Source organism: uncultured Anaerovibrio sp. (genome assembly GCA_902786545.1).
GTDB lineage: Bacteria > Bacillota > Negativicutes > Selenomonadales > Selenomonadaceae > Anaerovibrio.
The window spans coordinates 26032-39062 of sequence record CADACU010000004.1; the positions used below are offsets into that span (position 1 = coordinate 26032).

General features: G+C 44.7%; 10 protein-coding genes. All 10 read left to right on the plus strand.

Annotation, left to right across the window (positions count from 1 at the left end; translation table 11 throughout):
* The first annotated feature begins 113 nt into the window (after positions 1-113).
* The 10 genes from QZV24_RS01460 (at position 114) to QZV24_RS01505 (ending at position 13021) form a co-directional block, all read left to right on the plus strand.
* Positions 114-1733, plus strand: a complete 1620-nt coding sequence (locus QZV24_RS01460) for a dicarboxylate/amino acid:cation symporter (protein ID WP_294519067.1) — start codon at positions 114-116, stop codon at positions 1731-1733.
* A gap of 190 nt (positions 1734-1923) precedes the next feature.
* Positions 1924-2688 carry a glucosamine-6-phosphate deaminase gene (gene nagB, locus QZV24_RS01465; protein ID WP_294519070.1) on the plus strand — a complete coding sequence of 255 codons (765 nt, stop codon included), beginning with the start codon at positions 1924-1926 and terminating at the stop codon, positions 2686-2688.
* 16 nt (positions 2689-2704) lie between these two features.
* Positions 2705-3379, plus strand: a complete 675-nt coding sequence (locus QZV24_RS01470) for an N-acetylmannosamine-6-phosphate 2-epimerase (protein WP_294519073.1) — start codon at positions 2705-2707, stop codon at positions 3377-3379.
* 31 nt (positions 3380-3410) lie between these two features.
* A complete protein-coding gene (locus QZV24_RS01475; protein WP_294519076.1) occupies positions 3411-4991 on the plus strand; it encodes a PTS transporter subunit EIIC in 1581 nt (526 codons plus the stop codon).
* Positions 4992-5266: 275 nt separating this feature from the next.
* Positions 5267-6811, plus strand: a complete 1545-nt coding sequence (locus QZV24_RS01480; protein ID WP_294519079.1) for a DASS family sodium-coupled anion symporter — start codon at positions 5267-5269, stop codon at positions 6809-6811.
* Between the two features lie 177 nt (positions 6812-6988).
* Positions 6989-9058 (plus strand): polyribonucleotide nucleotidyltransferase, encoded by a 2070-nt coding sequence (locus QZV24_RS01485; protein WP_294519082.1) that lies wholly within the window; start codon positions 6989-6991, stop codon positions 9056-9058.
* Between the two features lie 130 nt (positions 9059-9188).
* Positions 9189-10517: a cytidylate kinase family protein gene (locus tag QZV24_RS01490; protein ID WP_294519085.1), complete on the plus strand. Its 1329-nt coding sequence runs from the start codon at positions 9189-9191 to the stop codon at positions 10515-10517.
* 102 nt (positions 10518-10619) lie between these two features.
* A complete protein-coding gene (locus QZV24_RS01495; protein WP_294519088.1) occupies positions 10620-11255 on the plus strand; it encodes an SH3 domain-containing protein in 636 nt (211 codons plus the stop codon).
* A 16-nt stretch (positions 11256-11271) separates the two neighbouring features.
* Positions 11272-12057, plus strand: a complete 786-nt coding sequence (locus QZV24_RS01500) for a L,D-transpeptidase (RefSeq protein WP_294519090.1) — start codon at positions 11272-11274, stop codon at positions 12055-12057.
* Positions 12058-12178: 121 nt separating this feature from the next.
* A complete protein-coding gene (locus QZV24_RS01505) occupies positions 12179-13021 on the plus strand; it encodes a DUF3737 family protein (RefSeq protein ID WP_294519093.1) in 843 nt (280 codons plus the stop codon).
* Positions 13022-13031 lie beyond the last annotated feature (10 nt).

Sequence of the window (13031 nt, forward strand, 5' to 3'; positions counted from 1 at the left end):
CTTAAAGGAGCTGCTTCTTTGAAGTGGCTTCTTTTTTTATTAAAGGATTTATCAATAATTTGTCGAAGGAATAAAAGTAAGACCATTTTATGCTTTTTATTGGGGGAAAATACATGAGCCTGCAAACCTGTTCAATTTCTAATAAAAATTATAGAGAAACTATTGAATGGCTTGAAGAACGGCTTACAGAAATGGGCGCTACCAAAAAAGAAATCCTTACAGGGATGCTTTTATTGGAAGAAGCTTTTTTTAGGCTGGAGAAGGCGTCTTCTGCACCGGATCGTTTTGAGGGGAAGATAACCATCCGAAAGCGGTTTGGCGACATCAGCATCAGCGTATCAGCTCGGGGAGAGGCCTTTAATCCATTTGTATCCATGGAAGAAATATCCGATGATGAAGAGGAAATGTATGTATTTGCTCTTTTAAAGGCTCATAAGGATTCCTTAAGCTACAATAGAAGTAACGGGGATAATATCATTTCAATCCGGGTTCATTCCTCCAGTAGCAAAAAAGCCTTTCAAATTATAGCAGGTCTGGTAACAGGACTTATATTGGGGGGTGTACTGAAATATTATTTAAACGAGGCGGGAATTCGTTGGTTGGAGTCAATAATTCTTACCCCAATTCAAAGTATGTTTATTCAGGCTTTAATGATGCTGGCGGGTCCGCTTATTTTCTTTTCCATTATTTCCGGGATAACCGGTATGTCCAATGCAGCGGATATCGGTAAAATGGGCGGTAAACTTCTAGGAGTTTCTGTAATGAAGCTAGCTCTAGTCCTGTTAATCGGTACTGTTTTGGGAGTATGGGTTGGTGCTATACCGGAAATGGCGGAACTGATACAGCAAGGCAGGGAAGAAAATGTAAAAGCCATTACTATGATGGAGTTAATCGTGGGTATTGTGCCCAAAAATGTGGTTGTTCCGTTCGCGTCCAACAATATGCTGCAAATTTTATTTATAGCGCTATTTTTTGGTATTCTGTTGGCCAAAGCCGGGGACAGGGCAGCCCGTGCTAAGGAAGTTGTAGAGTTTTGCAATAGATTTACCATGGATGCCATGGGGGTATTGATGCCAATTATGCCCTTTGTTGTAGCCGTATCCATGACTAAAATGATGCTGCATACGGATTTTTCAATGTTGCTTGCTTATGGCCAAATTATACTTACGGGTTATTTGGCCTTTCCGTTGATAATGCTTGTTTTTTGCATATTTATCGGCGTAGTGGGACGAATATCCCCTATACCGTTTGTCAGGAAAATCCTGCCATATTTGGTTATTCCGTTCTCTATCAGCAATTCCAGTGCCTGTATGCCGGAAACCATACGGTTTTGTCGGGAGAAGCTGGGGCTTGATGAAAAGCTGACCATGTTTGCCATCCCAGTGGGTGCCCAGTTTAATATGACCGGAAGCGGTGCCTACCTGATGATGTTGGTATTTATTATGCGGTTGTCCTGTGGTTTGCCGGTGGATATGGAGTTTATTGTGCCATTCTTTTTGGGGGCTCTTTTGTTGACCTTTACTTTTCCCAGTATACCAGGAGCTTTGGTGATTGTGATGGCCTCTGTTTTTGAAATGGCTGGAGTGCCAACCTCTATCGTAATGCTTTTTATAGGTATTGACCCTATTATGGATTGTATCAGGACGGCCGGCAATGTGTCCGGAGATATTTCCTCGGCTTTTGTTATGGCTCGGCTGGAAAATAAGGTGGATAAGGAAATATATAGTAAATAATGGCCAATCTCCAGTGGGAAAACCACCGCTGCTCAATAGCCGTATATCAAACCCGTCAGTTTTTTAACTGGCGGGTTTTGTGTTGTTGGGAAATGTGTTAAAATTTAAAATAAATGGGATAGGGCATTTATATGGTTAAAAATGTAATTGCTTGATGGTGTAAACTGGATATTTTTAAGGGGGGAGTCAGATGCGGCTGATTATTACCGAGTCCTATGAACAAATGGGCGTGGAAGCGGCCAATATAGTGGCCGGTCAGATTTATTTAAAGCCGGACAGCGTGTTGGGACTGGCTACCGGCAGTACCCCTGTGTCTATGTATCAACGCCTGGCGGCGGTTCATAAGAGTGTTGGACTGGATTTTTCTCAGGTCACCACCTTTAATTTGGATGAATATATTGGCATGAGTCCGGAAAATCCCCAGAGCTATCACTATTTTATGCAGGAGAATTTCTTTCGGCACATTAACATAAGTCCAGATAATGTGTTTCTGCCGGACGGGATGGCTGAAGATATGATTGCCGAGGGGGAGCGTTATGAAAAGCTGATTGAGACCAAAGGCGGTATTGACCTGCAGGTGCTGGGGATTGGGCAAAATGCCCATATTGGCTTTAATGAGCCGGATGTGAAGTTTGCCGCCACCACTCATAAGGTGGAGCTGGATGAAGAAACCATTCAGGCCAATTCAAGGTTCTTTGCCAGTGTTAGCGAGGTACCCAGATATGCTATCAGTATGGGAATAAAAACCATTATGATGGCGGAGCATGTTATTTTGCTGGCTAACGGCCGTAATAAAGCCGAAGCGGTTTATAAGGCGGTTTGTGGCGATGTGACGCCAGAAGCCCCAGCCTCTATTTTGCAGCTGCACCGTGATGTAGCCGTTATCCTGGATAGGGAGGCAGCGGCCCTATTGCCGGAAAATATTCGCGGGGTGAATATTACCAGAAAGTTTTAAGGGGGAAGATTTTTTTATGAGTTTTTTGCCAGATGTGAAGGGTGGGCTTATTGTGTCCTGTCAGGCGTTGCCGGATGAGCCCTTGCACAGCTCCTTTATTATGGGACGAATGGCTCTGGCGGCCAAAGAAGGCGGTGCAGTGGCCATACGGGCACAGAGCAGTGTGGATATTAAGGAAATTCAGAAGGTAACCGGGTTGCCGGTGATTGGGCTTATAAAGAAGAACTATGATGATTCGGAAATCTATATTACGCCGACTATGGCTGAGGTGGAGGATTTGCTGACCACTGATTGCGAAATGATTGCTTTGGATATGACCAATCGGCCACGACCAGCCGGGGAGAAAATTGACAAGCTGGTGGAGCGAATTCATAGTGCCGGGCGGTTGGTATTAGCTGATATTTCTACCTATGAAGAGGGGATGTCAGCAGCAGATATTGGCGCTGACGCGATTTCTACCACCCTGTCGGGCTATACATCTTATTCACCTCAGTTGGAAGGTCCGGATGTTGACTTGGTGGCCAGACTGGCTAAAGATTTGACTGTACCGGTATTTGCTGAGGGGCGTATCAACACACCAGCGGACATTGGCAAGGTTATGGAAGCTGGGGCTTATGCGCCGATTGTGGGGTCAGCTATCACCCGACCGCAGCTTATTACGGCCAAGTTTGCCAAAATGCTGCAAGGTTAGTGATATATATTTTGAGGGGGAATGATTTTTTATGGAGCTGTTTAACAAAGGACAGGGGAGCTCCCTGTTTGCCATGGCACAGCGATTTGGGCGCTCGTTTATGTTGTCTATAGCTGTTCTGCCGGCAGCCGGTATTTTGCTGGGGATTGGGGGAGCTTTATCTAATCCCAATTCCATCAAAGCCTATCCATTTTTGGATATTGCCTGGCTGCAAAATGTATTTGCCGTTATGGCAGCGGCTGGTAATGTGGTATTTGCCAATCTGGCCATCCTGTTTGCTATTGGTATTGCTGTTGGGATGGCTCGGTCTGATAAGGGGACAGCAGGGTTGTCCGCCGCCCTGGCTTTGCTGGTAATGAATGCTACCATCAATGCTATGTTGAAGATAAATGGAACTTTGGCGGAGGATAATCTGGCCAGTGTGGGCCAGGGGATGGCTTTGGGCATTCAGACTTTGGAAACGGGTGTGTTTGGCGGTGTAGCCGTAGGTATTATGACATATTTATTGCATAACCGTTTCAACAAGACTGAGCTGCCGCAGTTTTTGGGCTTCTTTGGGGGCTCCCGGTTTGTTCCAATAGTCACTTCTTTTTCGGCAATTTTTCTCGGGATTATAATGTTTATCATATGGCCACATTTTCAGCAGGTTATCTTTGGCATCGGGGATCTGGTGGAAGCCACGGGCTATATTGGCACATTGATTTATGGCTTTGTGTTGCGGATGCTGGGCCCATTTGGCTTGCATCATATTTTTTATCTGCCGTTCTGGACAACAGCTTTGGGGGGTTCGGAAATTATCGATGGTCAGTTGGTGGAAGGAACCCAGCGAATTTTCTTTGCTCAGTTGGGTGACCCGGACACAACTCAGTACTATATCGGGGTGTCCCGCTTTATGTCCGGCCGGTTTATCACCATGATGTTTGGTTTGTTGGGAGCTTGTCTGGCTATGTATCATACCGCCAAGCCGGAGAAGAAAAAGCTGGTGGGTGGTCTTCTGCTGTCGGCTGGTCTTACTTCCTTTTTGACGGGTATTACTGAGCCGATTGAATTCTCCTTCCTCTTTGTGGCACCGATGCTGTATGTACTGCACGCCTTCTTTGATGGCTGTGCCTTTATGTTGGCTCATATTTTGCAGATTACCGTGGGGCAGACTTTCTCCGGTGGCTGCATTGACCTGATTTTGTTTGGTATATTGCAGGGAGATGCTAAAACCAACTGGATTTATATTCCTATGGTGGGCATTCCGTGGTTTTTCCTGTATTATTTCTCCTTTAAGTTCCTGATTTTGAAATTTGATTTCAAGACTTTGGGCCGGGAGGACGATGAGGAACCGATGGATGCTGTGGATATTCCAGCTGCTAACGACATTCAGGAGCCGAAACGGGCTGATTTGATTATTCAGGGGTTGGGGGGACAGTCCAATATTGTAGAGCTGGGCTGCTGTGCCACCCGTTTGAGGGTAACTGTAAAGGATGGCAGTCTTATCAGTGAACGCCTCCTCAAGGAGAGTGGCTGCCGCGGTGTGTTGCAGAGCGGTACTGGAGTACAGGTAATCTATGGCCCTCAGGTGACGGTAATAAAAAATGAATTGGAAGAAATTTTAAATATTTGATGTTAATCTGTAGACAATTTGCATGAGTAAGAATTTGTAATAAACAAATAGGTTAAGTAAATTAAATTTACACTTGAATGGAGATATTTTATTTAAAAATATCTCCATTTTTTCCAAAAAAAATAATGCAATAATTTTTTGATTTGTAGGAATATGAAATTTTATGTCGAAATATTGCAACAGATAGTTAGAAAAATCCAAGTGTGCTAACCAGATAAGTTAATACTACAGAATATCGTTGCGTTAGTATACCACGCGAAGGAGGAATGTGAGCAATGAGAAAACTAAGTCAGGAAGCCCTTGAAGTGAAACGGGCGGAGCAGGCCTTTGACCGAAAACGGAAAACCATTGGTCTGTTCGGGGCACCATTATTGGCCATATTGGTTTTTATGACCCCAATTGATGGCTTGACGCTGGAAGCCCATAAGTTGTTATCCATTATGGTTCTGGTTTGCCTGTGGTGGATCACGGAGCCGGTGCCGATTCCGGTGACCTCCCTTATCGGTCCGGTACTGGCAGTTGTTACTGGTGTAGTTAATGCATCGTCGGCCTTTGCTGCTTTTGCCAATCCAATGATTTTCCTGTTTATGGGTGGATTTATTTTGGCCAAGGCTATGATGCTGCATGGACTGGATAAGCGGTTTTCTTATTGGCTCCTGTCCATGTCCTGGGTTGGTTCCAATCCTCGGCGAATTTTTCTGGCCATAGGTTTGGCCTCCGCGCTTTGCTCCGGCTGGGTAAGTAATACCGCTACAGCGGCTATGATGTTGCCAATCTGCTTGGGCCTGTTGTCGGCAATCAAGGATATGATGGCAGCCAATGGCAAGGATATTGACCTGTCAGATTATAAATATGCTACCGGACTTATGTTAATGACGGCGTATGCTGCTTCTATCGGTGGTGTTCTTACCCCGATTGGTACGCCACCTAATCTTATTATGTTAGGGTTCCTGGATCAGATGGCCAATATTCATATTTCCTTCTTCCAGTGGATGCTGTGGGGTGCCATTGCAATGGTAGTATATTTTGCCATTGCCTATGTGGTACTGATGAAGCTGTTCCCGGCTGATGTAGAAAAAATTGATGGAGCCGAGGAATTTATTGCCCAGCGCATCAGGGAATTGGGTGCCTGGACCCGGGCCCAGAAAAATACACTGTTCTGCTTTTTGGTGGCGGTTGTTTTGTGGGTATTGCCAGGCTTTATGAGTATGACCCTGGGAACCACTTCAGATGTATTAAAAATGTATAACCGGCTGTTCCCGGAGGCCATTGCAGCAATGGCTGGTGCACTGTTGCTCTTTGTCGTTCCGGTAGACTTTAAAGAGAGAAAATTCACTATGAAGTGGGAGGACGCCAAGGAAGGTATCGAATGGGGGACCTTGATATTGTTTGGTGGCGGCTTGGCCATGGGGTCCATGATGTATAAAACCGGGCTTTCCTCCTGGATTGGTGACTTGATTGTCAATAGTCTTGGTGGCGAGATTTCCCAGATTACCATGGTGGCAATCTTCTCTGTTTTGGCTCTGTGCTTGGCAGAGCTGACTTCCCATACGGCAGCAACCAATATGATTGGTCCATTGGCTATCACCGCAGCAATGTCAGCGGGCCTGAGCCCAATTCCGGTATCAGTAGGTATTGCCTTGGCGGCATCCCTTGGCTTTATGCTTCCGGTATCTACACCGCCAAATGCCATTGTTTATGCCACCGGATACATTCCTATCACCAAGATGCTGCGTACCGGTATCATCATCGACTTTATCGGTATAGCCTTTGTAACTATTCCGTTGGTAGTTTATTTCGTAACCTGGATAGTGGGCTAAGGAGATAATTAGGAATTGGGAATGCTTAATTAAGAAATAAGAAGACTAAAATTTTGGGGTAGGAGTGATACTTCTGCCCCTCTTAATTTGTAGTAAAAATATGTGGAAATTTACTTATTATAATGATATACTATGACGGTTAGAAGGTATAAAGAAGAAAATAGGAGGAAAAACTTAATGCAGAGTTTTGAAATGCAGTTAGGCGGACGCACATTTACGGTAGAAACCGGCAAGATGGCCAAGCAGGCCAATGGTGCAGTATTGGTTCGCTATGGTGAGACTGTTGTTTTGGTTACAGCTACGGCTTCAGATGAGCCAAGAGAGGGTGTAGACTTTTTCCCTCTTACTGTAGATTATGAAGAGAAAATGTATGCCGTTGGTAAAATTCCAGGCGGTTTTATAAAGAGAGAGGGGCGCCCAGGTGAGTCGGCTATTCTGTGCAGCCGACTGATTGACCGTCCTATTCGTCCTCTGTTCCCAGAGGGGTATCGCAACGATGTGCAGATTGTAGCAACTGTTATGTCAGTAGAGCATGATAATGCACCGGAAATTGCTGCTATGATTGGTGCATCCTGTGCTTTGACTATTTCGGATATTCCGTTCCTTGGCCCAATAGCTGGTGTGCGGGTTGGCCGGGTTGATGGCCAGTTCATTATCAATCCTACAGTTGAGCAGCGTGAAAAGTCTGACCTGAATCTGACTATCGCTGGCTCCCGGGATGCTGTAATGATGGTTGAGGCTGGTGCCAATGAGCTGCCAGAGGAAGTAATTCTTGAGGCAATTCTGTTTGGTCACGAGGAAATTAAGAAGATTGTTGCTTTCCAGGATGAAATCCAGAAGGCCTGTGGTAAAGAGAAGCGCGAGGTTAAACTCTTTGCTGTACCGGAGGAAATGGAAAAGGCAATCCGTGAATACGCAACTGACAAGCTGGATCAGGCAGTCCGCAATCCGGACAAGCTGGCCCGGGATGAAGATATTGCCAATGTAAAGGCTGAGGCTTTGGAGCATTTCCTGGAGATTTATCCGGATGCTATTAAGGAAATTCCTTATATGCTTCATAAGATTGTAAAGGAAATCGTTCGCAGAATGATCACAAAGGAAAAAATTCGTCCGGATGGTCGCGAGGTGGAAGAGGTTCGCCCGGTAAGCTGCGAGGTAGGTATTTTGCCACGCACCCACGGTTCTGGTCTGTTTACCCGTGGTCAGACTCAGGTGCTGACAGTTACTACCCTTGGTTCCATGGGAGATGAGCAGGTTCTGGATGGTCTTGGGGTAGAGACCTCCAAGCATTATATTCATCAGTACAATTTCCCTGGTTATTCCGTAGGTGAGGCCCGTCCGGTTCGTGGTCCGGGGCGTCGTGAGATTGGTCATGGTGCCTTGGCAGAGCGTGCTTTGGTGCCAGTTATTCCTTCTGTTGAGGAGTTCCCATACACTATCCGTATGGTTTCTGAAATTCTTGAATCAAATGGATCCAGCTCCATGGGATCCGTTTGCGGCAGTACCTTGTCTTTGATGCACGCCGGTGTACCTATTAAGCGTCCGGTTTCCGGTGTTGCTATGGGATTGGTTAAGGATGGGGATGATTATACTATTCTCACCGATATTCAGGGTATGGAAGATGCTCTGGGCGATATGGACTTTAAGGTGGCTGGTACCACTGAGGGTGTTACGGCTATTCAGATGGACATAAAGATTAAGGGGATCTCCCGTGAAATTTTGTCTGCTGCTTTGGCACAGGCTAAGCGGGGACGGGCCTTTATCCTTGGTAAGATGCTGGAGTGCATTGCTGAGCCAAATGCTGAGCTTAGCCCATATGCTCCACGGGTAACCACCATGCAGATTAAGCCGGACAAGATTCGTGAGGTTATTGGTCCTGGCGGCAAGGTTATCAAGAAGATTATTGAGGACTTTGGTGTTCAGATTGATATTGATGATGATGGTACGGTTCGTATCTGCGCAACCAGCGTGGAGGCCTCTGCTGCAGCTATTGCCTGCATTGAGGATATCGTAAAGGAAGTTGAGGTTGGTCAGACCTATAAGGGCAAGGTAACCCGTATTATGAATTTCGGTGCCTTTGTAGAGCTCCTGCCAGGTCAGGAAGGCCTTTGCCACATTTCCCAGTTGGACAAGAAGCGGGTTGAGAAGGTAGAGGATGTAGTAAATGTTGGTGATGAACTGGAAGTAAAGGTTACTGAAATCGATCAGAAGGGTCGCATCAATGTTTCTCACAAGGTTTTGTTGTAAGGTTAACTAAAAAAGTAACATAAGGCATATGGACTGTTCGGGTTTGTAAGTCGTCATTTTATGTTGTTTTGTAAATGCCCGTTTTGCGTATAGTAAGGCGGGCATTAGCTTATTTTTGGAGAAGTGCAGGATGGTTGAAAAGAAAAAGACAGTGTCAGAGATACTGCGCCGGTATTTGGTGGTTGCAGTGGGGATACTGCTTATTACATTTAGCGTTGCCCTGATGATAAAGGCGAATATTGGCGTTGCGCCTATGGCAGCTCTTCCATATACAATGTCGCTTATTGTGACAAATCTCAGTGTAGGTATGTGGATTGGGCTGTTTAATCTGGTCTTTCTTTTGGTGCAGATGATAATTCGCAAACGGCGTCTGAAAAAACGGGTAGTGATGTTTCAGTTTATTACTGCAGTGGCGTTAGGCCTATTCACTGACCTGGGGCTGGATGCCTTGTCTGATTATTATCATCGGTCGTATAGGGCTGAACTGCTGTCCTGTGTTGGAGCCAGTGCTTTATTGGCCCTTGGCTTTTATTTTTGCCGTATTGCCGATGTGGGGCGGTTGCCCATGGCATCCTTCCTGCGCTTTGTTGGCAAGTTGCGCTTTAAACGCTATGCCCATACACGGATAATTGCCGACATAGTGATGGCTTTGGTTGCCTTGGGCATAAGTGTAATTTTTTTGGGTAATTTTGGTGCTGTCCGGGAAGGGACTGTATTGGCTCTGCTGTGTACGGGTATCTTTTATAAGGTGTTTAACCGCCTGCTGCGGGATTTTGGCTATATTCTTTTGCCGGAAAATCAAGTTAAGGAAATGGCAGCATTTTTGGATGATGCCATATCGGAAAGTCATTTTGTGCTTACCATATCCCATGAATATGGCAGTGGTGGTCGGACTATTGCCAAGCGCATTGCCCATGAGCTGGATTTGCCATATTATGACAGTGAAGTTATTCAGATGGCAACTGAAAACAACGAATTTGCCACCAAATATCTGGAGGACCATGAAAATATGGTTAACAGTAATGCTCTGTATAATTTATATGATTGGTACACTTCCACATTTGATGAAGATGCAGAGCTTACTGCTGAGCAGATTTGTCGGATTGAGGCGCAGGTCATTCAGGAAATTGCCGCCAAGGATTCCTGTGTTATTGTAGGGCGTCTGGCCAATTATGTGTTGCAGAGCCACAAGAACTCCCTGCATATTTTTATCACTGCTGATGAGATGGAGCGGGTAAAACGGATAATGCGCAAGGAAAATCTTGATCAGGATGCGGCCATTGAGCGGATTGAAAAATATACTGAGGAGCGGCAGCGTCATTGTGAAAAATTTTCTGATAATCAATGGGGCAACGGCGATAACTATGATATTGTAATAAAGTCAAGCAAGTATGGAGTAGATCGGACAGCGGCCATTTTGCTTCAGTTAATAAAGGAATTCAGACTGATACAGTTTTAGTATTGCTCCACCGATTATTTGACTTTATCAATTGCAGCTTTGTACTATATATTAGAAAAATATAATATGTCATCAATAATGATGGCAGGATAGGAGTTTATTGTGGGAAAATTTTGTGCAAAATGTGGTACTCAACTAAATGATGGAGTGGCTTTTTGTCCTAAATGCGGTCAGCCAACTCAGGGAGCTGTATCGCATAATAACCCATCACCGGTGAATCAGCCACCGATAAATCAACCGCCGGTGAATCAGCCACCTATAATGAATAAACCGGTTATTCCACCGCAGCATGCTGGTAATATGAATAATGGTTATGCTCCTCCACATATTACTACCACTAATAACAGCAGCAATAACAGTGGCCTGTATATCATATTGGCTGTTATAGCAATTGCAGTTGTGGCTGTTGGGGCGTATTTTATTCTGTTCAATAGCGGGGATGGCAGTAGCAAGCCGGCCAATAGCAAAACGCAGACTGTCCAGGAAACGGATATTAACAAGTCACAGCCTGCTAATAAGCCGGCAGATGTGAAAAAGACCGAGGCTTCCCATAATACCGGTGTTATAACTGGTACTGAGGTAAGAATGCGGGCTAATCCGGGGACTAATTCCAATATCATCGGCTATTTTGACCGGGGCGAAAAGGTTGAAATACTAAATGTACAGTCGGATTGGATACAGGTAAAGCGGTCCAATGGGGCTGTTGGCTGGGTTTCTGCCAAATTTTGTTCATATTGATAGGAATGTAGGATAGATGTATAACAATAATTTCGATAATCGAAGCTATAATTACCGACGGATGCGCCGTCAGGGCGGTAACCGCAAAATTAACTGGTTGCGGTTTTTAGCCGTCATTGTGGCTGGTTTAATGCTGGGGGTTGGCATTACTTGGGTTATGGGCTTAATGAAGGATGATAAAGCCGATAATAATGTGGCCGACAATAATGTTAAGGCAGAAACCAATGTTGAAGTTACCACTAAAGATGTTAGTGATATCAAGGAAAAACAGCAACCGAAAAAAGAAGAAACATCCGGATGGGATTTTGGTGATCAGAGCTATTTTATTGTAATTCATAAGGGTACTCACAAGCTGGAACTATATCATAAAGGCGAGGAAAAGCCAGTGAAGGTTTATGCCTGTGCTATTGCATTAAATAGTGGTGATAAGCATCGGGATGGGGATATGACCACACCGACCAGTTGGGGACATGTTACCGGGTCTATTCCGGGAGCAATGCCAGGGACGGACTCCCAGAAGGTTCCTTTTGTGGTAGAGGATATATATTATGCTGGAGACTGGACCCATGATTTCGGTGATGGCAAGGGGGAAATTGCCGGTGCCTATGGCCGGTGGTTTATTTCCCTCAATACCGGTTGGGATGGAATTGGCATTCATGGAACTCATGATCCATCCAGTATTGGTACCAATGCGTCCGAGGGATGTATTCGCCTGTACAATGAAGATATAGATGAGTTGAAGTCGATTATTTCCCGTAATAACGGCGGCGTAGGGGTCAATGTGGTTATTACAGAGGATTAGTTGTAGAAAAAAAATAAACCATTATTTTATAAAATATGCTAAAATTATATAGCCTAATAGAAATAGGTCGCTTGTAGCGGCCTATTTCTGTCAAAAATAAGTGCTTTAGGGGGTAAGTTTTATGAAGCAGATTAGTGGGGAACGGCTTGTAGGGGAACGGGCCTTGTTTATGTCCAGGGCCTTAACGATAGATAATTGCATTTTTGCCGATGGGGAATCACCATTAAAGGAAAGCAAGGAGCTAGAGATAAAGCAAACCAGCTTTCAGTGGAAGTACCCGCTGTGGTATTGTCAGGATGTAAAGGTTACTGACAGTACTTTTTTTGAGATGGCCAGAGCCGGCATTTGGTATACGGACAATATTTCCCTGACAGATATTTTGTATGAAGCTCCGAAGGGCTTTCGTCGTTGTAAGGGCATTTCCCTTAATAAAGTGCATTTCTTGAATGCAGACGAAACTTTGTGGAACTGCAGTGATATTCAGATGAATAATGTTACGGCCAAGGGAAATTACTTTGCCATGAACAGCCGGAATATCAAGATTGACGGATTTAATTTAGCGGGAAACTATTCCTTTGATGGTTGCGAAAATATAGAGGTAAAGAATGCCAAAATGATTTCCAAGGATGCTTTTTGGAATTGCAATAATGTGGTGGTCAGGGATTCATATATCTGCGGTGAATACATTGGCTGGAATTCGGAAAATGTTACTTTGGAAAACTGCACCATTGAAAGCAATCAGGGGTTTTGCTATATGAAGAATGTGGTGTTGAAAAACTGCCGCCTACTGAATACTGATTTGGCCTTTGAATATGTTTCTGATGTGGATGCGGAAATTACAACAAAAGTAATTAGTATAAAAAATCCAATTTCAGGCAGGATTACAGCTGCGGGGGTTGAAGAAATAATATTTGATGATCCAAACATCGATGCAAAGGCTACCGAGATTTCTTTAACTGATTGAGTGAAGAATT

Coding starts and splice junctions, on each gene's coding strand:
- QZV24_RS01460 (WP_294519067.1), top strand. CDS start 114: ATGAGCCTGCAAACCTGTTCAATTTCTAATAAAAATTATAGAGAAACT.
- nagB (WP_294519070.1), top strand. CDS start 1,924: ATGCGGCTGATTATTACCGAGTCCTATGAACAAATGGGCGTGGAAGCG.
- QZV24_RS01470 (WP_294519073.1), top strand. CDS start 2,705: ATGAGTTTTTTGCCAGATGTGAAGGGTGGGCTTATTGTGTCCTGTCAG.
- QZV24_RS01475 (WP_294519076.1), top strand. CDS start 3,411: ATGGAGCTGTTTAACAAAGGACAGGGGAGCTCCCTGTTTGCCATGGCA.
- QZV24_RS01480 (WP_294519079.1), top strand. CDS start 5,267: ATGAGAAAACTAAGTCAGGAAGCCCTTGAAGTGAAACGGGCGGAGCAG.
- QZV24_RS01485 (WP_294519082.1), top strand. CDS start 6,989: ATGCAGAGTTTTGAAATGCAGTTAGGCGGACGCACATTTACGGTAGAA.
- QZV24_RS01490 (WP_294519085.1), top strand. CDS start 9,189: ATGGTTGAAAAGAAAAAGACAGTGTCAGAGATACTGCGCCGGTATTTG.
- QZV24_RS01500 (WP_294519090.1), top strand. CDS start 11,272: ATGTATAACAATAATTTCGATAATCGAAGCTATAATTACCGACGGATG.
- QZV24_RS01505 (WP_294519093.1), top strand. CDS start 12,179: ATGAAGCAGATTAGTGGGGAACGGCTTGTAGGGGAACGGGCCTTGTTT.